This window comes from Planococcus rifietoensis, from assembly GCF_001465795.2.
GTDB classification, from domain to species: domain Bacteria; phylum Bacillota; class Bacilli; order Bacillales_A; family Planococcaceae; genus Planococcus; species Planococcus rifietoensis.
On sequence record NZ_CP013659.2, the window covers coordinates 2,922,041 to 2,946,907 of the forward strand.

General features: G+C 46.3%; 22 protein-coding genes and 1 riboswitch. Of the genes, 7 read left to right on the top strand and 15 right to left on the bottom strand.

Annotated elements, in window-relative coordinates; all coding sequences use genetic code 11:
• Window positions 1-72: 72 nt before the first annotated feature.
• From AUC31_RS14515 to AUC31_RS14530, 3 genes are all read right to left on the bottom strand, one after another.
• Complete coding sequence (locus tag AUC31_RS14515) at window positions 73-1,437, bottom strand: TrkH family potassium uptake protein (RefSeq protein ID WP_083509196.1); 1,365 nt, start codon at window positions 1,435-1,437, stop codon at window positions 73-75.
• Between the two features lie 63 nt (window positions 1,438-1,500).
• The gene (locus AUC31_RS14520) at window positions 1,501-2,157 is read right to left on the bottom strand and encodes a potassium channel family protein (RefSeq protein ID WP_058382500.1); all 657 of its coding nucleotides are present in this window, start codon (window positions 2,155-2,157) and stop codon (window positions 1,501-1,503) included.
• Window positions 2,158-2,934: 777 nt separating this feature from the next.
• Window positions 2,935-3,786: a mechanosensitive ion channel family protein gene (locus tag AUC31_RS14530; protein WP_058383759.1), complete on the bottom strand. Its 852-nt coding sequence runs from the start codon at window positions 3,784-3,786 to the stop codon at window positions 2,935-2,937.
• Between the two features lie 238 nt (window positions 3,787-4,024).
• Between AUC31_RS14530 and AUC31_RS14535 the strand changes: the two genes are divergently transcribed.
• Window positions 4,025-4,723 (top strand): CPBP family intramembrane glutamic endopeptidase, encoded by a 699-nt coding sequence (locus tag AUC31_RS14535; RefSeq protein ID WP_237150633.1) that lies wholly within the window; start codon window positions 4,025-4,027, stop codon window positions 4,721-4,723.
• On the opposite strand, the gene AUC31_RS14540 is transcribed toward AUC31_RS14535, so the two are convergent.
• Together AUC31_RS14540 and AUC31_RS14545 are read right to left on the bottom strand one after the other, a co-directional pair.
• Complete coding sequence (locus AUC31_RS14540) at window positions 4,713-5,456, bottom strand: MerR family transcriptional regulator (protein WP_237150634.1); 744 nt, start codon at window positions 5,454-5,456, stop codon at window positions 4,713-4,715. The genes AUC31_RS14535 and AUC31_RS14540 overlap by 11 nt on opposite strands.
• 18 nt (window positions 5,457-5,474) lie before the next feature.
• On the bottom strand, window positions 5,475-5,960 hold the full coding sequence (locus AUC31_RS14545) for a tetratricopeptide repeat protein (RefSeq protein WP_058382497.1): 486 nt from the start codon (window positions 5,958-5,960) through the stop codon (window positions 5,475-5,477).
• Between the two features lie 202 nt (window positions 5,961-6,162).
• Here AUC31_RS14545 and AUC31_RS14550 point away from each other — a divergent pair, with 202 nt between their 5' ends.
• Window positions 6,163-7,056: an SDR family oxidoreductase gene (locus AUC31_RS14550; RefSeq protein WP_058382496.1), complete on the top strand. Its 894-nt coding sequence runs from the start codon at window positions 6,163-6,165 to the stop codon at window positions 7,054-7,056.
• A gap of 56 nt (window positions 7,057-7,112) precedes the next feature.
• On the opposite strand, the gene AUC31_RS14555 is transcribed toward AUC31_RS14550, so the two are convergent.
• The 9 genes from AUC31_RS14555 to AUC31_RS14595 all read right to left on the bottom strand — a co-directional run bounded on the left by AUC31_RS14555 (window position 7,113) and on the right by AUC31_RS14595 (window position 14,894).
• Complete coding sequence (locus AUC31_RS14555) at window positions 7,113-7,385, bottom strand: hypothetical protein (protein WP_157073509.1); 273 nt, start codon at window positions 7,383-7,385, stop codon at window positions 7,113-7,115.
• Between the two features lie 44 nt (window positions 7,386-7,429).
• A complete protein-coding gene (locus AUC31_RS17770) occupies window positions 7,430-7,663 on the bottom strand; it encodes a hypothetical protein (protein ID WP_157073510.1) in 234 nt (77 codons plus the stop codon).
• Window positions 7,664-7,928: 265 nt separating this feature from the next.
• Window positions 7,929-8,438 (bottom strand): hypothetical protein, encoded by a 510-nt coding sequence (locus AUC31_RS14565; RefSeq protein WP_058382494.1) that lies wholly within the window; start codon window positions 8,436-8,438, stop codon window positions 7,929-7,931.
• A 54-nt stretch (window positions 8,439-8,492) separates the two neighbouring features.
• The gene (locus tag AUC31_RS14570; RefSeq protein WP_058382493.1) at window positions 8,493-8,792 is read right to left on the bottom strand and encodes a TIGR04104 family putative zinc finger protein; all 300 of its coding nucleotides are present in this window, start codon (window positions 8,790-8,792) and stop codon (window positions 8,493-8,495) included.
• Window positions 8,793-8,992: 200 nt separating this feature from the next.
• Window positions 8,993-10,924 carry a fructose-bisphosphatase class III gene (locus tag AUC31_RS14575; protein ID WP_058383756.1) on the bottom strand — a complete coding sequence of 644 codons (1,932 nt, stop codon included), beginning with the start codon at window positions 10,922-10,924 and terminating at the stop codon, window positions 8,993-8,995.
• Between the two features lie 240 nt (window positions 10,925-11,164).
• On the bottom strand, window positions 11,165-11,935 hold the full coding sequence (locus AUC31_RS14580; RefSeq protein WP_058382492.1) for a VLRF1 family aeRF1-type release factor: 771 nt from the start codon (window positions 11,933-11,935) through the stop codon (window positions 11,165-11,167).
• Between the two features lie 39 nt (window positions 11,936-11,974).
• Window positions 11,975-12,448 (bottom strand): hypothetical protein, encoded by a 474-nt coding sequence (locus AUC31_RS14585; RefSeq protein ID WP_058382491.1) that lies wholly within the window; start codon window positions 12,446-12,448, stop codon window positions 11,975-11,977.
• 45 nt (window positions 12,449-12,493) lie between these two features.
• The gene (locus AUC31_RS14590; RefSeq protein ID WP_058382490.1) at window positions 12,494-13,663 is read right to left on the bottom strand and encodes a hypothetical protein; all 1,170 of its coding nucleotides are present in this window, start codon (window positions 13,661-13,663) and stop codon (window positions 12,494-12,496) included.
• A 97-nt stretch (window positions 13,664-13,760) separates the two neighbouring features.
• Window positions 13,761-14,894, bottom strand: a complete 1,134-nt coding sequence (locus AUC31_RS14595) for a M20/M25/M40 family metallo-hydrolase (RefSeq protein ID WP_058382489.1) — start codon at window positions 14,892-14,894, stop codon at window positions 13,761-13,763.
• Between the two features lie 1,106 nt (window positions 14,895-16,000).
• Window positions 16,001-16,092: riboswitch (cyclic di-GMP riboswitch) on the top strand.
• 44 nt (window positions 16,093-16,136) lie between these two features.
• Between AUC31_RS14595 and AUC31_RS14605 the strand changes: the two genes are divergently transcribed.
• The 5 genes from AUC31_RS14605 (at window position 16,137) to AUC31_RS14625 (ending at window position 21,729) form a co-directional block, all read left to right on the top strand.
• A complete protein-coding gene (locus AUC31_RS14605) occupies window positions 16,137-17,018 on the top strand; it encodes an amidase (RefSeq protein WP_237150636.1) in 882 nt (293 codons plus the stop codon).
• A 277-nt stretch (window positions 17,019-17,295) separates the two neighbouring features.
• Complete coding sequence (locus tag AUC31_RS14610; RefSeq protein WP_058382487.1) at window positions 17,296-18,909, top strand: diguanylate cyclase; 1,614 nt, start codon at window positions 17,296-17,298, stop codon at window positions 18,907-18,909.
• Complete coding sequence (locus AUC31_RS14615) at window positions 18,906-19,958, top strand: HEAT repeat domain-containing protein (protein ID WP_058382486.1); 1,053 nt, start codon at window positions 18,906-18,908, stop codon at window positions 19,956-19,958. Before AUC31_RS14610 ends, AUC31_RS14615 begins: the two co-directional genes overlap by 4 nt.
• Window positions 19,958-21,355 carry a glycosyltransferase family 2 protein gene (locus AUC31_RS14620; RefSeq protein ID WP_058382485.1) on the top strand — a complete coding sequence of 466 codons (1,398 nt, stop codon included), beginning with the start codon at window positions 19,958-19,960 and terminating at the stop codon, window positions 21,353-21,355. Before AUC31_RS14615 ends, AUC31_RS14620 begins: the two co-directional genes overlap by 1 nt.
• Before the next feature lie 17 nt (window positions 21,356-21,372).
• Window positions 21,373-21,729, top strand: a complete 357-nt coding sequence (locus AUC31_RS14625) for a response regulator transcription factor (RefSeq protein WP_058382484.1) — start codon at window positions 21,373-21,375, stop codon at window positions 21,727-21,729.
• Window positions 21,730-21,891: 162 nt separating this feature from the next.
• On the opposite strand, the gene AUC31_RS14630 is transcribed toward AUC31_RS14625, so the two are convergent.
• The gene (locus AUC31_RS14630) at window positions 21,892-24,756 is read right to left on the bottom strand and encodes an ATP-binding protein (protein WP_058382483.1); all 2,865 of its coding nucleotides are present in this window, start codon (window positions 24,754-24,756) and stop codon (window positions 21,892-21,894) included.
• Window positions 24,757-24,867 lie beyond the last annotated feature (111 nt).

A 24,867-nucleotide genomic window follows, 5' to 3' on the forward strand; every position in this document is an offset into this window, starting at 1 on the left:
TCGCTGCATTCTCCTTCTTCACGAAAAAAAGAGAAAAACTTCAATTGAAGTCTTTCTCTTTCGAAATTGATATCATCCGATAATGACGCGTTCTTTTGGATAATGAAAAGCTTCCCGAATTACTTTGCCTCTGATGAGGAATAAAAAGGAGAAAATACCGATACGACCGACGAACATCAAAAAGATGATGATGCCTTTACCCGCCGTGCTGAGATCGGCAGTGATTCCCATCGACAGCCCTGTCGTCCCAAACGCTGAGGATACTTCAAAAACAATGGGCAGAATAGGAAACGGTTCGATATAAGTCAACGCAATCACAGCAGCTGTACAAAGCATTGCTGCTGTAGTGATGACGATAAAAGAACGAATGATATCATCGTTATCCAGTTCTCTGCCGAATACCTTCACTCCACTACGGCCTTTGGCAAAATTATAAATGGCCAATAGCATGATCGCAAAAGTTGTGGTCCGGATTCCCCCGCCCACACTGCTCGGTGAAGCCCCGATAAACATTAAAGCGCAGAACAATATTAATGTCGGGTCGGAAAGCTCGCTGACATCCATTGTTGCCAACCCGCCATTTCGGGTAGTTACCGATTGGAAAAGACTATAGAAGATTTGCTCATGCCAGGATTTATCTGCCAGGAAATTGCCTTGTTCCAACAACAGCATCGCTATAGCCCCTACTGCAATCAATGCAAAAAAGGTTGTTACAGTCAGCTTTGTAAAAAGCGAGAAGCTATTGCTGCGCTTGCCCCTTGTATGATCGCCTTTCAAAAAATCCTGCAATTCAATCAACACCGGAAACCCGATGGCGCCTAGGATCAATAAAGACATATTTACGGTCTGGACAAAATAATCATTGGAAAACTGAACAAGCGAAGTGCCCGTGATGTCAAATCCTGCATTGGTCGTTGCACTAATTGCACCAAAATAGCCTTGCAACAATGCTTCTTGCCATGTATCAAAATAATTCAGGAAATAAATGCTGAGGATAATGGTCCCGATTAACTCAATGAAAAGGATAGTTCTAAGAATCTTAAGTAATAATTTCACCAGCCCCGACATGGACAATTGATTTTGATCGATTTGAATCAATTGCCGCTCCCGCAAGCCTATTCTCCTCCGGAAGATGACCCAGATAAATGTTCCGAGTGTCATGATTCCAATGCCTCCGAATTGCAAAACAAACGTCAACGCAATGATGCCGGCCGTATTGAATGTATCCGGAGTCGAGACCACGCCAAGACCCGTTACACTGATGGCACTAACTGTTGTGAACAATAAATCGATAAAGGTCAACTCCACACCTTCATCATGAAAGAAAGGAAAACTCAATAATATTAAGGAGAAAATAACCGCCAAAGCATAATACAATACAATCAATTGAATTGCCGAGAAATGGGCCCACTTTGAAACCAAATTGAAAAACTTCACTGCTGTTGCTCCATTCTGTATCAAATCTACGTACGCTCTTTAATCTTATACACCCTTAAATTACTAAACTCCTTTTTCCTCAAAACGTTTCAGGTCTTCTCGATGGCCCATCACCACAAGAATGTCATCTAACTTTATTAAGTCATCCGGCATCGGCGCGACGTTCACTTCGTCCCCTCGCTTGATGGCGAGAATCGTGCACCCATATCTCGCACGGATATCCAGTTCGAGCAAGCTTTGGTCCATCAACTTCTCTGAAGCTACCAATTCCACAATGCTATAGTCTTCCGATAAATCGATATAATCCACGACTTTCTCCGAGTCCATATGATGGGCGATGCGGATGCCCATCTCATTTTCCGGCTGGATGACGCGATCCGCCCCCACTTTTTCAAGAATCATCTGGTGCTGTACGTCTTTCGCTTTGACCCATACGAGCGGAACGCCAATTTCCTTAAGCATCAATGTGCATAATACGCTCGTCTGCATATTCTCGCCGATCGCCACGACCGCGTGTTCAAAATTCCGCACCCCAAGTTCCCTCAAGCTCGCCTCATCTGTCGCATTCGCCACGGCGGCATGGGAAGAAAAATTCCTCATCGAGTCTACACGTTCCGGCGATGAATCGATCGCCATGACATCATGTCCCAGCTTGAACAGCTCTTTGCAGATGCTGCTGCCAAATCTCCCAAGGCCGATTATGATAAATTGCTTTTTCAAGTCATTTCCTCATTTCTATAATCCTTAAAAAAAGACCCACTTTAAAGCTTATTGCGCCTGTGATGGACCTTCGTTTAATTCCGTATCAGCCTCTGCACCATTTACCGGCTTTAATGTTTCAATTGACTAAAATCTACATCTGTTGAGTATTGTTGTCAATATTAACAATAGAAAGTTTTTTCCGTTTTCAGCTTTACCGATTAGAAAAAGATTCCTATCAACAACGCGCAGCGCAGGGATAGGAATCTTCTATACAATATCTAATGGATTAGCAATAATAGATAAAAACTTAATTTAATTAGTAATATTATTCCATTTTATAAAAAATATTCAGCTGCATGTCTTTTCACTATGCAGTTGGCAGCTTTTCATTCGCTTCCTGCATCTTATTTTGCCATTCACACATTCAATCAAATAGAACACCAGGCGTTTATCGCCGCTGAACTGCTGCGGATTTTCCCACAATTGTTGAAACACTTCTGTTAGGACGTTTTCACACACCTCGTGGTCGTTAAATTCCCGATAACAGACTTTCCAAAGCAATAAATAGTATTCATCGTATATTAACTCCAAGGCGGCTTTGTCCCGAAACTTCAGTCTTTCCAACAGTTGTCCATCCGTAGTCATTTAGCACCTCTCTCTTCTTATTCAAAATACCCATAAAAAGATAAAAGAAACCCTATATTCATTATAATATTAGGATAATAAATTAGCTCCCATAACTAAAAGGATCGGCACTGATTAGACAGTGCCGATCCTTCACCTCCTATTATTCGCTTATGACTGAACGGGATTCTCCAAGCCTTTGTGAATCGTCACCTGATGTGGGAAAGGGATCTCGATATCATGGGCATCCAGTGCCTCTTTGATGGATTTGCGCAGCTCGCGCTCGACTCCCCATTGTTCTCCGCTTTTCGCTTTGGCAATGATGCGCAACGTGACATCCGATGCCCCGAACGCCTGCACACCAATCACATCCGGCCCTTCGACGACGGCGGCATTGTCTTTTGCGACTTTTTCGCATACTGTTTTCAGCACGGCCATCGCTTCGTCGATGTTTTCGTCATACGATACGCCAATATCCACGAGTGCACGCATATTCCCGCGCGAATGGTTGCTAACCGTCGTAATATCGCGGTTCGGAATGAAATTCAAGGTACCGTCGAAACTGCGGATTTGCGTCGTCCGCAACCCGACTGATTCGACCACGCCGTCAATGGCTCCAACCGTCACATAATCGTTAACGTCAATTTGTTTCTCCAGCAATAGGAAGAAGCCGGTAACCACGTCACTGACCAGTCCCTGTGCGCCGAAACCGATCGCCAGGCCGACAATTCCTGCGCCGGCGATAAGGCTCGCGACGGAAAGCCCAAAAATATTGAACAAAGTTGCCACCAATACAAAGACTAATGCGTACGAGAAGACGTTCTCGGACAATGAACGAAGCGTCAATGCGCGACCGTTCGTCACGTCGCCTTTTTTCGTCAAGCGGTCAAACGAGCGGTTGATCAATTTTTTCCCGATCGCCCGCACAATCGCAAATGCGATTAAAATTCCGATGACTTGAGCGGCAATGATTCCCGCCTCAACTAATAGATTTCCCCAGTCAATATCAATGAAATCAAACAAAAAATCATTCCTTTCAAATTCTTGCGCTGCATTCAATAAACTCCAAGCCGCGCAGCTTCTATGTATTTACCTGTCTCTTTATAACATATATGCGGGGATTATTTCATTTCCGAGCTCTATCACTGCAACTTAGAACCGCCGCTTCACATCTTTATTAAAGTTTTTCACTAAAAAGCTTGCAGGTTACCTTGCGTCACCACCTATGGTTGAAATAGCTAATCAAACAGGAGTGATGAAAATGACGACAGCTTTTTTGGGAAGCAAGGGAATGTGGAGTTGGAAAGAACTAATATACTTATTGACCGTTGTATTGGTAGCTATACCAATTTTTGTGGAATACAGCTTATATCATTACCTCGTGAACTTTTTCGGCAATGAATTGCATGCAGGTACAATGATTGGCTTGGTCATGTCCATTATCTTTATGGCTGCTCTCTATTTAATCGTACTTAAGCCAAATGGACAGTCTTGGAAAGCGGTAGGTGTCCAAGGTTTCTCATCCGAACACTGGAAGAGGATTGTAGTTTGGACAATTGCATTGATTGTTGTAAGCGTCGGTTTAGTAATTATCATGTCGGAGTTTGGCGTTGGAACCGACAACAGCAAAACCGACAGCCTGCAATCACAATTGACACTCTTGAATTTCTTCATCGGATTTGTTTCCGCCGCTGTCATTTCACCAATTTACGAAGAAATTTTCTACCGCGGCTTTCTGTACCGTTTTTTCAGCAGCCATTATGGAATAGGAGCAGGCATGCTGCTGAGTGCTTCCATATTTACTTTAGTGCATATCCCAACTTTCAATACACTTCCGGTGAACTTTGTTTCTGGCCTTATTTTTGCATGGATCTATCAAAAAACAGGTTCTGTCCTTCCATGTATCTTGATGCACGGACTTTTCAATGGCATTGCTGTAATCCTCACCGCTACCGCTTAGCCTTGTCCGCCAATTCGAGGAATTCAATTATGGCTGGATTGATGGCGTACAGCCCGAGATCTTCGGAAGCTTGCGCCGATTTCCTGGCTTCCCAAAAAGCTTCTGACAATTTGGGATCATTGCCGAATGTTTCTGCCGATAAAATATCAACGTCAGCTAAAATCAATTGCCCCTCTTTTGAAGAGGGAGAAATCCCTTTGTCCAAGCACAGTTCAATTCTTTTGATGATATTTATCCACTTTTTGGTAGCCAAGTCGCCATTTTCAAGTTTAGGCAAACCCTTCTCCAAGATCTCTTGTTGCTGTGATGAAAAATAATGGCTCCAATTTTTTTCATTCTGCGGCCCAGCAACCAGCGAAATAAGGTCTTCCCAATGAATTGTCTCTTCCAATTCCAACAGGTTGAGTAAAGACTGTGTGTGCTTTAATGACTGTTGAAGCTGGTCGATTTCGTTCATCAACAAAGGTTTATGCACAGCTAAAATCGAATCGATCGATTGCTCTGCCGAAATTTTGCGGCTGTCTTCTAACGATAAATTCAGTGACTTGAGCAGCAGAATCTTTTGCAGCTTCAAAATATCTTCTACTGAATAGCAGCGCTTTCCGCCCGCTTCTTTTCTAGAAGGCTCAACCAATCCAATTTGATCGTAATAGCGTATGGTTCGGACAGATACATTCAATCGCTTAGATAATTCTCCAGTCGTTAAGTATTCTTTCTCCATACGATGTGCCAAATCACCACTCCCTTTAATTCAGATCCATGTTTCATCCAATTTATCTGCATAGAATCCAATTGCCTTCTTATAAGCTGAAATGTTTTTATCAGCAGAAGTTTCCGCTAAACACTTGAGCAATATTTCCATTGCTTGCTGATGTTCTGCTGAGTTATACAAAGTCATTGCCAAAAAAACTTTCAATGCCTGATTGGCTGGAAAAAGTTCTATTCCTTTTGCAAAAGTGCTTCTCGATTTTTCGTATTCCCCTAAGGTCCGGTAAGTGCTGCCTAGCCCCAGCAATGCACCTTCTAAATCCTCTTTTTCGAGCCCGAGTTGGATAGCTTTTTCGTAATAGGGAATTGCCTTTTTTTCTTCTCCAAGCAAATCAAAACTCCAAGCACACTGGTAATTGATTTGTGGGTGTTCTGGGAAGTGCTTTGCCAGTGCCGCCAGCAATTGATTTGATTCTTCTTGTTTACCCGCAGCTCTTAGCCCAATTGCTTTATTCAAGTCTGGATTCATCTTTTCATCCCCCTAGATCCTCATATATTCAGTTTACCATTTGGAAATAAGTTGAAAGTAACTTTTCGCCGTGTGCTAGCATCAACTCGTTTTCAAAAAAAATTTTGATGGAACGCTTACATTTTCAAAAGAGGTTTCACTCTAGTTTCAAGTGGTAGATAAAGGTAGAAACCAACTATTACCAACCTGAGGAGAGATTGAAATGGCGAATATCCAAAACCCTAGAACGCAATATACAACGGAAGAGTTTCCGAAACAATACCAGGAAGCCCCTGGCGTACAAAACCAAATGACTCCTGTACCAGACTGCGGCGAAAAGACGTACAAAGGTTCAGGCAAGCTTGAAGGACGTAAAGCACTAGTAACCGGTGGTGATTCCGGAATCGGCCGTGCTGCAGCCATCGCATACGCTAGAGAAGGTGCAGATGTGGCGATCAATTACTTGCCAGCTGAGCAATCCGATGCCGATGAAGTGAAACAATTGATCGAAGCAGAAGGCCGCAAAGCTGTCTTGATCCCCGGCGACTTGAGCGACGAAGCGTTCAACAAGGAAATGGTTGAAAAAGCCAACAGCGAACTTGGCGGATTGGACATCTTGGCACTCGTTGCCGGCAAGCAGCAAGCCGTCAAAGACATTGCCGACCTGCCGACAGAGCAGCTTGAAAAAACATTCCAAGTCAATGTCTATTCCATGTACTGGACAGTGAAAGCGGCGCTACCATACCTTCCAGAAGGCGCGTCGATCATCACGACGAGCTCGGTTGAAGGTTTTGACCCAAGCCCGATGCTATTGGATTATTCAGCAACGAAATTTGCGATCATCGGTTTCACGAAATCCTTGTCCAAACAATTGGCGGACAAAGGCATCCGTGTCAACTCCGTCGCACCAGGCCCAATCTGGACAGCGCTTCAGATTTCCGGCGGACAGCCACAGGAAAACATTCCGGAATTCGGCAAAGGCACACCTGAGACGCCAATCGGCCGCGCAGGCCAGCCGGCAGAACTTGCTTCTGTCTATGTCTTCCTGGCTTCCATCGAATCCAGCTATGTTACAGGACAGATCTACAGCATCACTGGCGGCATGACGACCGCTTAAGTTTATATTCAAAAAGCGTGGGGCACCGAATCAATCGGTGCCTCACGCTTTTTTCATTAAATATTTTTCAGCCACGTCATCAGGCGCAAAATCTCAAATGGCTCGGCCCACGTGATGACAAAAAGGATGACGAAGAAAATAGAGAGCGACCAAACTTTCAATTGGCCTGGCTCTCTTTTCAACACGGCAATGAAAACGGCGCCCGCCGCTGCAAATAGCAACAGAAAACCGATAAGTGCAAGCGGCTCGGAATACCCAGACATCAGCCGGTTGAACATGAGCAATAGACTCCCTAAAACGATGAGTCCCATTGAATATTTACCGAACATCTCGTCTCCTCCTTTTTCAAGAAAGCCCGCGGCTTGGCTTGCCATCACGGTGCAAAGCCGTAGTAGAACAGGATATGTGCATAAAAACCGAAGAATGTGAATATCAAAGTCATCAGGACAAATAACGCCATCATGGTGATTTTAGAGATTTTACCGATATCAAGCCGCCATACGCCTTTATAGACCTGCACCCATAGCGCAACGACAAACGGAACGACCATCAATAGATAGAAAATCACGAGGCCGTTCACAAATATATCGTAATAATCCCGGTTCACACTGTCACTGGTCCTGAAATAACGGCTCATCCTGAAAAAGAACACGAGAAACGAAAGTTGCACCACAAGTCCGTAGATAAACAAAGGTACCCTGAATTTCCCCAGGTTTCGCAGCATCCATAAGACTACGCAATAAATGATGGCAATGATAATGGCTATGTACAAACTGACTGGATAAAAAATAAACGCACCCCCCTTTAGGCTATTTATGTTTCAGCGGAAAAATTGGACGTGCTAAATCCTATCGTAACAATCCTCGATTCGATTAATTGCCTTCTGTACTGAATTTTTTGTATCCATCCCACTCATAAACGGCCTCATGCTCTTCCCCGTTCACTGTGTAGTTGATCTTGGCAGCACGATGGGGATCTTCGGATACTTCACCGAGCCTCAATTTGAGAACAATGCGCCCGCTCCCGTCAACTTCATAGCCGTTGACATCCTCCACTGCACCAATCTCATGCCCTTCGCCGTAAACACCAACTTGCTTCAGAGGATCGGCCCCATGCGCTTCATAGGCAATGCCGTCCTCCTCAAATGAAACCGGTTCGCCCTGTTCTTTCACCAAGTCGAAAGAATTGATGGTAGCAGGGTTTTCACCAGTCCATTCTATTTCGTGAATCATGGAATACGTGGTGTCTGCTTCAATAGAATCTACGTAAATGTTGTCCAACAGAAATTCCCCGCTTTCTTCCTGTGCGTCTTGTTCTGAATCACTGCAGGCAGTCAATGAAAGGATTAGTACTGAGGCGAATAAGGCTGTGGATTTTCCCATGACATTCATCTCCTTAAATGAAAAGTTCAAATGGCGAATCCCTAAAAACGCAAGCTACCAAAGCGGCTCTTCTTCATCGGTCAATTCGACTAAAAATGGGTACACAGCAATAGCGGCAATAAAACTGGCACCCAATAGAATCAATGCGGTAACCAGTGATAGGTCAACAAAAATGTTCAACAGAATGATAGTTGGTGCGAAGAAAGCGACTATACTGCTTCTTATCCTTGATCGTGTGGTAAGGAATTGTCTGTTTCTGCAGTAAGGACACTCTATCCCTGTTGCAAGTGTAAACATCTTTTTAACCGTCTGCTTCCAACTCCAGTGCTTGTGGCAATTTTGACAAATCGGCATGGACTCCCCCCCAGTCAGTTATTTGTTTAATTCTCACTTTTTAAGACCTTGTCCTTATTAGACTAACAGAGATAACCAAAAATTCCCACAAAAAAAATTCCAATTAACTGGGTTTCGTCGTTTCAGTTAAGAGCTCTTCCGAATCTATCTTCACTAAAAAAAGAGCAAGAACTGGATGTCAGTTCTTGCTCTTGATGCGGTTAATTCATATAGCGATGCTTTCTTAAGCTGTTCAAATTGGCAATTTCCTGCAGGAGCTCTTCCCCGATATTCGTCTCCCGTACCTTTTTGCGCTCGAGTTCTTCGTCGACCAATCGTTTGATCGACAAGACGTCGGTCCCGTTTTGCAGTACCTCTTCTTTGGAATTAAAGCGCTGGTGGGCGACGAGCTGCATGCCGTAAGAATTATATAGAAGCGTATAGCCCGCGATGCCCGTCGTCGATTGATAGGCTTTCGAAAACCCGCCGTCGATGACGATCATTTTGCCGTTCGCTTTAATCGGGTCTTCGCCGTCCCGTTCCTTGACCGGGGTGTGCCCGTTGATAATGCGGCCGTAGTCAGGGTTCAAATCGAATTCTGCAAGCATTTTGCGGCACATGTCTTCGTCTTCACGCAAATGGTAATACGGATTTTTCCGTTCTTTATGCGTTTCTTTGTCTTTGATGAAATAGCGTTCGAAGGTCGTCATTTCGCGTTTGCCGAACAAGGAGGAGTTTTCGCCTGTCCATTGGTACCAGACCATATCGGTCGCGAAATCATCGGTCTCTTCCGGATGCGCAAACGCATAGCGGGTATACTCTTCAAAAACGTCAAGCAGTTCCCGTCCTGCATAGCTCTCGCCTTCAATTTTCATTTGCTTCATATCGCCGTTCTCTTCGAGCGGGATGCAGCCGTGAATGAGCAAATTGCCGTTGTATTGAAGATACAGCTTGCCTTTTTTCATAAGGAAGTTCATATGCCGCGACAGTTTTTCGGAATGCTGGATGGAGAATAGCAATTTATCGATGACTTGCTGCTCTTCATCGAGCAAGCGGTCCGGATGTTTCGGGTCGATCGTAGCAAAGCATGTGTTCTCCAGTGGATAAGTTTTGCCGTGGATCGTCGCTTCGTTTTTGTCGTAATCGACTTTCTCCAAGAGCAAGCGGTCTTCCATGGCGAAACAAGAACGCCGTTTGATGATCGGGCTTTCCAATTTAAACTGGATGATCGAAATCGCCTGGTGGATTTTCGTGATCTGCAGCTGCTCCTGCTCTGTTAATTGTTCATCTGAAATGCGCTTTGGATGGAATGCCGGATTGTCCTCATAATATTTCTCAGCCAAATTCAATAGCGGGCGCAAGTTGATGCCGTACACATCTTCGATAATGTCCAAGTTGTTATAACGCGCACAAATGCGGATGATGTTCGCAAGGCAGACTTTGGAGCCTGAATAAGCGCCGATCCATAAGACATCGTGATTGCCCCATTGAATGTCGACGGAATGGTAGTCGATGAGCGTATCCATGATTTTATGCGGATCCGGCCCCCGGTCGTAAATATCGCCGACGACGTGCAGATGATCGACGGTCAGCCGCTGCATCGTATACGCGAGACCCACGATCAGCTTGTCTACTTGCCCGAGTGAAATGATCTGCTCAAGCATTTTCGCGTAATAATCTTTCTTGTTGGTGAATTCATCCGTTTTGTACAGAAGTTCCTCAATAATATAGACGAATTGCTTTGGCAAAGCTTTGCGCAATTTGGAGCGCGTGTATTTAGACGATGCGTAAGATACCAGCTTCAAGAGCCGCTCGATCGTTTCGATATACCAGTCCTTCAATTCTTTCTTGCTGCTGAAATGGCTTTTGATCAGGCTCAATTTCTCTTCCGGGTAATAAACGAGGGTCGCGAATTCGTTGAGCTCTTCTTCCCCCATCTCGTTGTTGAACAAATCCCTGATTTTCACTTTGACGTTGCCGGAGCCATTGCGCAACACGTGCTGAAATGCTTGGTACTCGCCGTGGAGATCGCTGACGAAATGCTCTGTTCCTTTCGGCAAGTTCAAGATGGCTTCCAGATTAATGATCTCCGTTGCCACTTTTTCTTCGCTGTCATATTTTTCTGCCAGTAGATCCAAGTATTTTGAACTGATCATACGGAACCCTCCTTCAAGTAATGTGTCTTAATCGAATTCAATTCAAAGCAAATTCCCGTAAAGCGTATTCATTAAACAAACTTACGGAAGAAACTTCTCTATATTTCCAGTCTATAGCAGTTTCAGTGAAGGCTCTAGTATTAATTGAAGGGCGGGAGAAAATGGGCAGGCAGACAAAAAAACTGTCCCCTGCACAATTCAAGTGCAGGGGACAGTTTCTTAAAAAGCCGTCTATTCTTATTCAAATGCAGCTTGAAGCACTTGTTGGTGTTCTGCACCTCCTAAATTCTTGTTTACTACGCGGTCCGCTTTCATATCCAGTTCATCTTCGAGCAAATTGACCGGCCGTTGATGCCCAATCAACACCAGTTCGGACCAGCCATAGTCTTTGTGCAACTTCGCCAGTTCAGCGGAAAGTTCACGGTAAAACCTGCGGATCTGTTTTTCTTTCCGGTTGTCGAACTGGTCGACTTGGCTGCTCGACGAAGCTTGGCCTTTGGCGCTTCTTCCTTGAAATTTTCGCCAGTCATCGGTGTCCAAATCCAATTCGAATACCCAGCTTTCGTCAATTTCACCCAAGCTGGAATTGTGCACCGTGACGGTTTCCGTTTGTGCAACGACAATGCCGGTCTGTGGAAACTTCCGGTCCAAATTCTCTAGTTGGGATGTGCTTGCTGAATCGCCGTAAACAAATTCGTTGTCGACATCCAATTGCAGGAAATGCACTTCGAAAAGCCCGTCCCCGCCTTCTGCAAAAACAACGAGGCTTCGCAGCAAACGCGGTTCGCTATGTTTCAGCTCCTGTTCGACTTTGCCCTTTAGTTCTTGGAAGGCCTTGTGTTTTTCAGCATTCCCTTCGACTTGCTGTTCGAGTTGCTTGAAGCCGTTTTTTAAATGGGTTTTCCATTGGCTTCGAACTTCCGGCTTGGTGCTTAGATAAATCGACAAGACGCCAGCTTCGGAATTTTCAAGTTTTTTCAGCTGTTTGATTTCCGCAGATAGTCCCACTTGAATTCCTCCTTCATGATGTACAGAACTTCGCTTGGCTCACAGTTCTTCATCAGTTCTCGTCACTTTGCCGCCCAGTTCGTCCACCAATCCGTCCAGCACGGATTCTTCGTATTCTTTTCCGATCGCGATGATGCCCGTCGTCCCGAGCTCAATATTGCCAATGGTCTTTTTGAACAATTCTTCAGTGGATTTCAATCGTTTCAATTCCTTACTGGTTCCGATCATTCCGCCTGTCAGCGTACCGAAAAGCACGCCGAACGGCCCGCCCAAAATCCCGACAGCCATTCCGATCAACGCCCCTTTAGTGGCTGTGTTCGATCTGGATAAATCAGCCGCATCTTTAAAAGCGAACGACCCGTTTTCTTCCCGTTCGATCACGACAATTTGCTGCAGCTCGATCTGTCCTTCTACGTGATATTGCTTGAGCTGGCTGAATAGTTGATACGCCTTCAAATTATCTTCAAATGATAAGGTGATGATGTGAAAATGCTCGGACTTCTTTCTAGCCATCGATATCTCCTCCATTTTTAATTTTCGGCGGCAGCAGCGGCTCAATCAGTAAATAAATGATGCCAATATTCCTGTAAGGAACACCGAGGTGATCGTGACCGTCGAAAAGCCGGCAACGACCATTTTCGGCAAGATTTCGTCTTCGATGATTTGGATTTCATCTTCCGTTTCGCCGATATTCTTGGCTGCTTCCTCGCTCAAAATCAAGGTCCCCGGGAATCCGTAAAGCGAGGACAGGCCGATTGCGACGGCCATCGGGTATGTGTAGCCCAAAAGTTTTCCGGCCAGCATCGCAAATAGCACGATGCCGATGACTCCGAGACTGAACGCGATCAATAGCGGCACCAATAACTCCACGAGATCCGCAAACGAAGTCGTCGCGAGCGGCCCGAAAATGATCAGGAGAATCGCTAGCATCATGAGGCCGTATGCATCGATGCCGTTCAAAACGTTCGGCTTCAAGACGCCGGTGGCTCGCAGCGCAATTCCCAGCAGCAACGCGATAACAAAAGTGTTCAGCCAGCCATTCGTCAGCCCGCTCAAGAACATCGCAAGTATCACAACGAGCCCGACCACAAAAAGAGTGCCAGCCGTCGTCTGGAAAGCTTCCGGCAAGATCGTCTCCTTGGCGTCTGTCTGCTCTTCTTCGACAGCTGCTTTTCGGGTGATGCTGCCGTCACGCACACCGTCCCGGATCCGCATGGCCTCTTTTCGCAAAATGATGGAAGTGAGCGGGAATCCAATCAGCCCTTGCAAAGCAGCAATCAGCACCGGGAACACAGCGACCGAAATCAAACCGGCATTCAAGGCTTGCTCTTGGACGATGATGACTGAAATGGTCCCTCCGCTAATCGCTGCAATGGCGCTCAGCACGTAATTCGTATCAAGCAACAGCCTGCCGACAGTAAACAGCATGATGGCGATCCCCAGGACGGCAGATACGCCGATCAAGAACGTCCGCCATTGCCGCTTGAATTCATCCAAGCTGATCAAGGTGCCCAAATGGACGATGATCATCCCGACCACGGTTTGCCCAAGCGGCAGCAAAGCTGAGGTCGGCAATAAATCTTCCGGAAATAAATTGGTCTTGAATCCAATCAGGAAAATGATCGAGGCAACGAACAGCGACGATAATAAGGCTTTCGTTTTCTTGGAGATGTAATCACTGACTGTCCAAATGAGCATGATAAGGGTAAAGGCAATGATCGGTGTCATGCTGATTCCTCCCTTTTACACTGCGGGTAAATCATTGAAAGCCCATGGATGGACGCAGAAGTTGAACGGAGCATTGCTGACATTCGTTTCTTCCATTCTATTCGCCTGATTCAACATGGAAATCGGGCATCCCCTTCACTAATTGCAGCGCAAATTCTACCGCACCCTCAAATTCGTCAATCGGGATATATTCTTCGACTGTATGGATGTTTTCATAGCCAATGGACACATTGACTACGGTCTTCCCTTTTTCATTGAAGACATTGGCATCGGTCCCGCCGCCACTCCGTTCAAAACGCGCTTCGCGCCCTAAAAGCTCTAGGCTGCGCTTGGCATGGGCGAGCAGTGGATGCGCTGAATCAAATTGATAACCCGTGATCAATTGAGTCGCCAGAAAGTCGAGCTGCGCCCCGGAGCGCTCCACTTCCTCTTCGAGCGCTTTTCGCATCGCTTCCACTTGATCCAGGCATTTCTGATGATTTAAAGAACGCACTTCCGCAACCAGCTCCAAATGGTCCATGACAATGTTCATCGCAGTCCCGCCGTGGATCTGGCCGATATTGGCCGTGGTCTCTTCGTCAATGCGCCCAAGTTTCATCCGCACAATTGCTTGTGACGCCACTTCGATGGCGGAAATTCCTTTTTCCGGCTCCAACCCAGCGTGCGCCGCCTTGCCCGTCACACGGATATTGAGGCGCTGCATCGTCGGGCTTGCGGTGATGATGCCTCCGACCGGGCCGCCATTATCCAGCACATATCCGTACTTCGCTTGCAATTGATCCATGTCCGCGGCTTTCGCGCCAAGCAAGCCGACTTCTTCACCAGGCGTCAGAATGAATTCGAGCGGGCCATGCTGGATATTTTGTTCTTTCAAACGCTTGATCAGCTCAAGCATGATCGCAATGCCGGCCTTGTCATCGGCTGCCAAAATGGTCGTCTGATCCGATACGACGCGTCCATTTTCTTCGATCGGCTGGATCCCTTTTCCGGGAGAAACCGTATCGATATGGGAAGAGAAAAACAACGGTTCGATGGAAGCCTCCCCGTCGAGTCGGGCAATGAAGTTATTGGCACCAAGCCCCGTCTGCGCCATCGTATCGTCTTCCCAAATGTGCAGGCCAAGATCCTTGAATCTTTGCATCAAGTGTTTTTGAAATGCGCCTTCCGCGAACGATTCCGAGTCAATGCGGACAAGCGCCTTGAATTCCGCGACTAAGCGTTCTGTCGACATGGTTGTCCCTCCTGTTCAAGATGCCGCTATTCAATTTTTAAAAGCTTGCTGCATTAGACGGGCTGCTACTTTGCCGGAAACAGTAATGAATTTTTGCTTGCGATTTATACATGCAAAAACGCACCTGCGCTCTACAGGACTGCATTTTTTGTTTTGGAGCTATTTTGGATTCCTAAACCCATGGCTATGTCAGTTGAAATCATGCATTCGATTTGAGGCGCTAAATTCTGGATAATAGATTGTGAGACGAAGAGTGTGTGATGAGGGGAAAGACACAGTATGGGGAAAATATTTTTGTCGATTCGACTAGTTATAAATTAAATGTAAAAAAATTGAATAAAAAAGAATCTAATTATTCTAATAAGATTATACAAAAAAGGGTATTTTCTAATAAAATAGAACTATAAAAAATAATATATCCTTAGTTACCCGATAATTCAGAAAAATAACTCGTTTTATAACTGGAAACACTTTTTATTTTTATTACTATATGTGTGAACCAGAAACTTTTCATTCCTAAAAGTTCAGCGTGATTCCCCCATTTACGGGTAAGGAAGAATAACAGGAAATAACTTTTAGTGGAAAGGACTTGTTATGACACAATCTCTTATCAGCTTGCTCATTCTTGGTTTTATCGTGATAACCCATATTCTAGTTTGGAAATGGGCCGCTTATATACAAGAAAAATATGCCGACGATGCCAGGAAGAGGCGGATTGCTGGGTGCATCCTTTTTATGTCCCTTGCAGCATTGTTCGGTTTGTCCGCGCTCTTTCTCATGCAATCTTCTTTTTAAAAATCACGAAATCAAGAAAGGATAGGATAGAATAGGACGTGACACAGCTTTTTATTTCATTGGGGCTTTTTGGTTTTATTGCTATGACTCACCTTCTGGTCAGCAAATGGGCTCAATATTTTCATGAACAACACGGAAACGATTCTTAGCAAACACGAAAAGGCATCTTAATGATCACACTGCCCCTAATAGCCGTTTTCCTGATTGCGACTTTCTTTTGTTTCAAATTTCTCAATAAGTGTCACGTAAAAGCTTTAATAGGTACATAGTTACTATTTTAATGCAACATACTGGAATTATAATAAGAAAAAAACTGAAAAAGGCAAACTTACCTGAAAAGGAAGGACGCAAAGCCATGAGCCTACCCACTGCTTAATCAGTGCACGGTCGTCAGGTTGCCAGGTACCCATTCTGTGGGCCTCGGCTGACAGAATGGAGGAACAGAATATGTTGAAGAAAGCGGCGATGTTAATGTTCGCGATGTCTCTTATGCTGGCGTTCAGCCATGCAGGAAACGCACAGGCAAGCGGCGATGCGCCTGATACACGTGCCACTTGGCTATGGAATCCGTGGATGTTTGTGGAAGATGAAGGCGCGGTGCTGGCTTTTCTAGAAAATAAAAACATCAATAAAGTCTATGTCCAAATCGACCGCGACATTCCCAAAAACACGTACCGCAGCTTTGTCACACAAGCGCATGCACGCGGCATAGCTGTATTTGCACTCGACGGAGCACCGGCCTGGGTTGCGCCAAAAGGCTATACGAACCAGAACATGTTGATGAACTGGCTTGGCAATTACCAAAGCGGATCGACAGAGCAGGCAGATTTTGATGGCATCCATTTGGATGTGGAGCCTTATTTATACAGCGGATGGAATTCGAAGCGTGCTGCTACCGTGAAGTCGTATCAATCTCTTCTTCAAAGAGCCGCAGTGAGCTCTGCGCAGTTGAACTTGCCGCTTGAAGCCGATATGCCTTTTTGGTTCGACGAGATTCCTTATAAAAATACATTCGGCAGCGGAGTCTTGGCCGAATGGGTGATCGCCAATACAGACGGGGTAACACTGATGGCTTACCGGGATTCCGCGCCTATGATCATCGAAATCGTCAAAAACGAAATCGCCATGGCCGAAAAATATGGCAAACATGTAGTCGTGGGCGTAGAAACAGGCGTCACCGATGAAGGCAGCATCATTACGTTTGCTGAAGAAGGCGAAGCGTTCATGAATTTGCAGTTGGCTGAAGTAGCCGCCCATTACTCGGCGTACCCTGCCTATGAAGGAATTGCTATCCACCATGTTGGCAGTTGGATGACGCTCAAGCCATGAAAAGATCAGACACTTCTCATGATTTTTGGAAGTGTCTTTTTATTTTTTTCATTTCTGGCACTCTTTTTTGCAAAGAACTTTGAAAACGTCATTGGAAAGTCATGTTTCAAAGGATAAATCACTTACTCGGAAGCCGATTGATGTTATTCTATAAGTGGAAAATATTATCTATTTAACTATTCAAATGACATATTACGAAACCTCATTTATGAAACCAAAACTCCGCATATCGTCCCACATCAAGTTCGGGACATTCTTTTAAGGACGGTGAAAGAAATTGGCCCAAACAGATTATAAAGCTTTACTTGCCACACGAATGGAACGGGATTTCTCGAAATGGGCTGGCCAAGGCACGATCCCAGAACGCGAAGTCTACCGGTTTTTGCATACGATGAAAGGCACTGCCGGAACGATTGGCATGATGGAACTGTCCGAGTTTTGCGCACGCGAACTGGACGTTTTCTCGGAACACAGTACCGAGTTGCTTGCTGTCGATTCGCTCGAAGGATTCATGTCTTCATTCCGAAACTATTTTGCAGCTGATGAGTCTGCAAGCCAACAAGAGACCGAGTTGGAGACACCGGAAATCGAAGCCTCGAGTGAAGAAGCCCTCGTATTGGTCATCGATTCCGATGCTGAATTCGCCGCGAAGCTTAAAGAGACATTGGAGCCTAAAGGCATTCCTGTCGTCATCGCTTTGGATGGCCAAAAAGGTACGGAATTATTTTACACATTGCATCCGCAGATGGTGTTATTGGATGCAAAACTGCCTGATGCAGATGGGTTCAGCCTGGCAGAAAGATTCGCTGAAGCTGGCAGAAGCCGCCATCTTCCACTCGCCATCCTGAGTGAAGATGACCGGATTGATCACCAAATCCGGGCAATGGAAGTGGGCGCCACTGATTTTTTGGCCAAGCCATTGAATATGGCGTATTTCCTTCCCTATTTAGCCAATCGCCTGCGCAGCCAGGAAATCGTCTTGCGCAGCACGCGCATCGATGAATTGACGGGAGCCGGAAACCGCCAAGCTTTTGATGAGTTCCTGCTGCAAATGACCAACCTCGCTGAAAGAACCGGCAAGCCGTTTACATTGGCCTTGCTCGATTTGGATCATTTCAAGAAAATCAATGACGACCACGGGCATTCAGCCGGAGATGAGGTTTTGCGTTCCTTCAGCCAGTTTGTGTTGAACTTGAAGCGTGAATCGGACTCGTTCTTCCGTTACGGCGGAGAGGAATTCGCCTTGGTCCTTCCTGAAACCAAGCCGCAGGAAGCTGCCGCACTCATCGATCGCTTGCATAAGGCGCTATCTGAAACAGAATTCGCCGGCATCGCCCCTGCGCCGATTCGCTTAACATTCTCTGCAGGAGTCAGCGAATACCGGCTCAAGCAGGAAACGATTGTCAATAAAGCCGATAAAGCTTTGTATCAAGCCAAGCGAAACGGGCGCAACCAGACGATGGTTTATGAATCCGAAGAACATGACTTGAAACGCAAACTGAATATTGTCATTGTTGACGACGACTCACTCGTGCGCAAATTGGTCGCCAAGCAATTTTCCAATTGGAAAGCGGAGGATTTCGATATCCAGATCGAAGAATACGCAGACGGTCTCGCGCTGGTCGATTCCGACTGGTACCGTCCGGATGAGAATTACATGATCCTGCTGGACGGCGTCATGCCAAAAATGGACGGGCTGGAAGTGCTGAGCCATGTACGCTCGCAATACCCCCATGACAATATCGTTGTCTCTATGCTCACTTCGCGCAACAATGAATCCGATATCGTATTGGCCTTGAAGAGCGGAGCTGATGATTACATCGTCAAACCGTTTTATGCACAGGAAGTCGTAGCCCGTGTCCAACGGCTCACGAAGAGGATGTTCCAGTGAACTTGTCGCATTTCTGGATCCTCATCGCCTCTCTGTTCCTCGGCCAATTGCTTCTCTTATTGATCTTAGCTTGGCGCAAGCAGCAATCGAATAAACGGGAAGCCGCAATCAATAGCCAATACGATGCCCTTACCGATTCGTTCAGCTCATATATGATGGACCCTTCAGACGAACGATTCATCGAAGAACTGAAAGCTTCCCCTTACCAATTGGTCGTGCTTGAACGCCTATTGAATCATTACGTATCCGTCACCAAGGCGGGCGCTGATTCGCCTGCTGTTTCACGCCTGTCGGAAGAATTCCTTTCCACGCGCTATATGAAGATGCTCAAGCGCGGAAACTGGGCGATGCGAATGAATACTTTGTATTTCATCGAAGATTTCCGGATGGAATCGCTCGTTCCACAACTAAAGGAAAAACTAGCGAAAAGTTCACGGCTCGACCAGGAGACGCAGCAATTGATCCGCACGCTCGCTTCTTTAAACGAGACGGTGGCCATCGAGGCGCTCGCAAAACACCCCGATGCCCCCGCCCGCCTGTATATCGATGTTTTTAAACGGTTGGATGAACTGACGAAACTGGACGAGTTGAATGCTGCCTTAAACGAAGAAAACGACAACCAGACGTTGAAGCATTCGGCCATCTCCTATATCGGCATGGCCGGCATGACGCTGTTTCTACCGCGCATTGAAGAAGAGTTGCAGCATCCTGAGATGGAAATGCGCATTCAGGCATTGAAAGCGATCCTTCATCTGCAATACATGAATTCCCCGAGCGCCCTTGCACCGTTTTTCCAGTCGGCTGCTTGGCCTGAGCGCATGTTTGCCGCCCAAATTGCCGGAAAGCTGCAATTGTCGCGCTATAAAGAAACGCTAGGCGAGTTGCTTGGGGATCCGGTCTGGTGGGTCCGCTACTCATCAGCTGAAGCCTTGACGCAGTTTTCAGAAGGGGATATCGTCCTGACCCATTTCGCAGAAAGCCATCCCGACCGCTATGCACGTGATATGGCGAATCAATGGAAAACCTCCCTTTTAGGAAGTGAACAATAATGCAGGAAGTAGCGCTGATTTTATCCTATATCGTCATCGCCTATATGCTTTTTTCAAGTCTGAGCTACCTCGGGCTCTTTGCGCTTGCCTATGGGAAAGTCAAAAAAGAAAATAAGCTCGATAAGCGAGAGTCTACAGAAGATTTTTTAAGAAACCAATCGACTTATCCGGTGTCGATCCTCGTGCCTGCGTACAATGAAGAAGTCGGCGTTGTCAGCACGGTGCGTTCGCTATTGGCACTGGAATACCCTGAAAAAGAAGTCATCGTCATTGATGATGGCTCGAAAGACAGCACATCGCTGCGCATGATTGAAGAATTCAAAATGAAGAAAATTCCTTTCGCCGTCCGCACACACATCGAGACCGCGGAAGTCGAGGCCATTTACCAATCCTCGATCTTCCCTTATATCCGCCTCATCAAAAAAGCGAACGGCGGCAAGGCGGATGCATTGAATGCCGGGGTCAATCTCTCTTCCTTCCCGTACTTTTGTGCGATTGATGGAGATTCCATTTTGGAAAACGACGGTCTGTTAAAATGCATGAAACCGATTATCGAATCAGACGGCCAAATCATCGTCACCGGCGGATCTGTCCGAATCGCCAACGGCTCGACCATCTCCAGAAGCAAAGTGGAAATTGTCGGACTTCCGAAAAGCCCGATCGTCCTCATGCAGATCGTCGAGTACTTCCGCGCCTTCTTGATCGGCCGCCTGGCACTTAGCCATTTGAATATTTTACTCATCGTCTCCGGGGCTTTCGGCGTTTTCAATAAAGAACGCGTCATTCAAGCCGGTGGATACAATAAGAACACCGTCGGCGAAGATATGGAATTGGTCGTCCGGCTGCACCGTTTGCTGAGGGAAGAAAAATCCAAGCAGCGCATTGAATATATCCCAGACCCTGTCTGCTGGACAGAAGCCCCTGAATCACTGGAAGTGCTCAGGTCTCAGCGGATCCGCTGGCAGCGCGGGCTGCTTGAAACTTTGTGGAATCACAGAAAAATGATGCTCAATCCGAAATACGGCTCGATCGGTTTGTTTTCGATGCCTTATTTCCTGTTTGTCGAATTGCTCGGCGCCGTATTCGAATTTATCGGCTACTTCATCATTTTCGGCGGCTTTTTCTTCTCATTGGTCGATCCGCAAGTCGCCGGCGTCATGTTCTTGGTGACGGTGTTCTACGGCTCGCTCATTTCGGCACTCGCTGTATTATTAGAAGAATTAACGCTCCACAAATACCCGAAGGTTTCCCATTTGATGCGCCTGTATTTCTGGGCATTGACTGAAGCCTTTTGGTACCGTCCGCTTATGGTATTGTGGCGAGTCAGAGGAATTATTGCCACTTTCCAAAAGAAAGCACATTGGGGCGATATGAAACGCAAAGGAATTTCGACTTAATTGCAAGGAGGATACTTATGAAGAAAATATTGATCGCAGATGACGAAGATATTTTGCGCATCCTGATCGCGGATACATTGGAAGATGACTTCCTGATTGAAGAAGCAGAAGACGGCAAAGAAGCCCTGGAGAAGATCCGGGCCAACGACTACGATCTGGTCGTGCTCGATTATATGATGCCTTATTTGACTGGCATGGAAGTGCTCGAGGAAGTCAGAAAAGACCAAAACGACACGAAAGTTTTGATGCTGACAGCAAAAGCGCAAGACGCGGACCGCGAGAAAGCCATCTTGAACGGGGCGGATTATTTTATGTCCAAGCCGTTCAGCCCGATGGAACTCTTGGCGCTTGTGGAAGATATATTGGTGTCCTAGTAAACCATGTTCTCCCAACACTCGGATAGTCCACTGCTTCTTTGAGATGAGAAGAGCTTTCGCACACCATATCTAGCTAAAACAGAAAAATATTTAACACTACAAAAAACGACCAGCCCCTATCTTAGGAGCTGGTCGTTTTTTAATTTCGCATACTATTTCTCAGCTTTCAGGCTCGTCGTCCAGGCCGTATGTGGCGTAGAAGATGACGCCGTTTTGCTCTTGCCCGTTTTGCAGGTTCTTCATCACTTTCGACAAATTCACCGGCGCATACGGTTTGGTCAGGTAATGGTTAATCTTGCTGATTTTATTGGCATCGGTTGATGGATCGAGTGCGGAAGAAATGACGATCGGAATATTCTGCGTTGCCGGATCTTCTTTCATCATATCGACCAAGTCCCAGCCGCTCAATTCCTCGCCGAGCATAATGTCGACGACTGCGCCGACCAAAGGCGTACGCTTCGCTTCTTTGAAGGCTTCCCTCGGTGAGGTGTGGTAAATCACTTTGAAGCCGTTGAGTTTCAGCTCTTCCGATAACAGCAATGCGAGGCTCATATCGTCTTCCACGATCATCACAGGCGGATTTTCTTCTGCGCCATCTTGCGGGACATACTCCTGCATGCCGGAGACAAGCGGCAATTCAAAGTGAATGGTCGTGCCGTGTCCTTCCTGTGATTCGATCCAAATCTTGCCGTCGTGCTTGACGATGATTTCCTGGCAAATTGCGAGTCCAAGACCGGTTCCGCCGATTTTGCGGCGTGAACTATTGTCGATGCGCTGGAATTTGGAGAACAGCTTCGGAATGTCTTCAGCCGGAATCCCGATTCCTTCGTCCTGAATCGACACGCGCAAACTATTGGCATGGTTCTTCATGCAGATGGTCACATTGCCGCCTTCCGGGGAAAACTTGATGGCATTGCCGACCAGGTTCATTAATACTTGTGCCAGGCGCTCTCGGTCGCCTTCCACTTTGACATCCGATGCATCATCGACCAAGACAACCGAATGCGTCGACTGCGTCCTGAATTTTTCCGCCGCTTCGATGACCAGCTCATTCATCGACAGCTTATCCATTCGGTACACCTGGTCCCCGGATTCCATCCGCTGCAGATCCAGGAAGTCGTTGATCAAGTTGGTCAAACGCATCGCTTCTTTATAGATCGTCTTCAAGTAGCGAACTTGCTTGTCCGGTTTCAATTCCTTATTGAGCAGCAGCTCCGTAAAGCCAAGTACGCTCGAAAGCGGCGTCCGCAGCTCATGGCTGACAGTGCTGACCAATTCGGATTTCATCTTGTCGACTTCGTGCTCCCTCGTAATGTCGCGGTGCACAAAGATCGTCCCTGTGCGCTCCCCGTCGACAATGACTGGGGTGCTATAAACATCGATGACCCGTTCATACGGGGCTTTGACCGTATATTGGAAGGTCTTTGCTTCGCTTTCTTTTTCATGGATGCAGGCGCTGAGGAAATCGACCATCGCTTGTGGATCCGTCGTTTGTTCGGCCATCCGGTGAATCCACACGTCTTGCGTAATGACCGCGTCCAGCGGCGCATTGCCGCAGCTCAACATCGTGCACATCGTTTCATTGCGCTGCACCATGCTGCCATTTTTTGCGATGAATTGGATACCTTCATTGATATTATTGACGATGCGTTCGTTCAATGTCCGTTCATGTATTGCCGCGTCGTACAATTGGATCCGGTCGATTGCCAAATGAATGCGTTTCAGCAATCCGTCGATATCGGCTTCTTCCTCTTTTGAAAAGGCTCTGCCGACGCGCGACAAACCAATCAGCGCGATACCTTCGTTTTGCTCATTCTTTACAGATGCGTATAGGTCATGGATATAAACCGGGCCGTCCACAAAGCCTTTTTGCTCCAGCGCTTCCCTTGTGACCGTAAAGGATTCATCTTCTTTCAAACGGGCCGATAGATAAGGGATTTGCTGCTCCTGGAATTGCTCGAACATGTTCTCCGTGAAGCCCTTGAGCGCGTATTCGCCAGAACCCGGCAACCACAGCACCCCCGTATCGATCTCGTACGTGTCAGTAAAATACTTGAGCGTGGCATTGATCAATTTTTGTTTATCCAAGGTAAACGACAGGATATGGTTCAAATCGTTGAAGCGAATCAACCGGTCTTTCGTCTTCCCGGTTTCTTCCAGTGCCTCTTGAAGTTCTGTCTGCTTTTCCTGCAGCTGGCCCTTGTTCACCAATAATGCCTGGTTTTGGGCAGTAAGGTCTTCCTGATTTTCGCGGATGGTATTCATCATCCGGTAAAAAGTCATCGACAATAAGCCGATCTCATCTTTCCGTTCAATAGGAGTATATGACATTTGCTCGCCATTGCCGAACCCTTCGATGGATTCGCGCATCCCTTCCAGCGGCTTGACGATATCGTTCATGGCTCGATAGATGATCAAGGCCGTGGTAATGAACAGCAGGATGAACAATAAAATCAACGCGAACGAAAAATTCTCCGACTGCCTGATCATGTCTTCGTTCATTTGTTCCAATTCTGCTTCGGATGCGGTTTTGTATTCGTCGGCGAAAGCGACAAACTCATTCACTGCAGCATTGGTGCCATCATTGGATAGATTCCTCAAGGCTTGATAATCATCATTTTGCACCGCTTCAAGCGCATTAGGGAATACTTGTTGCTCGAATGTCGCTATAAATGTAGACAAATCCGAAATTTCCTGTTGTTCTTCACTCGTAATCGACAAACTTTCCAGCCTTTCAATCGCACTCTTCAAGATTTCCAGCTCTACATACGCCAGTCTCAGCTCTTCCTGATTTTGAAAAGCATAATACCCTCTTGTTCGGAAAAAAAGCTGGTTCAAGGATTCGGAAAGCCCTTGCAGCGTCTCCTGTTTTTCAGCAAGCAAATCGTATTCCGCCTGCCTGTCCTGTTGCTGTTTGTTCATATAGAAATAAATACCCGCAATCAATAATGAACAAATAAGCAATGAAGATAAGGTTAATCGAAGATATTTGTGCCTGATGCCTTTTTCCGATGATTTATGCATGTTGCCCCGCCCCCAGTTCTTCGTTGGTTTTATATATCAAAAAAAATTTCAAAATTTAACCTTCATTGTAAATATTCTTCTCTTGTCATAGTATACGATTTTGGGTATTTA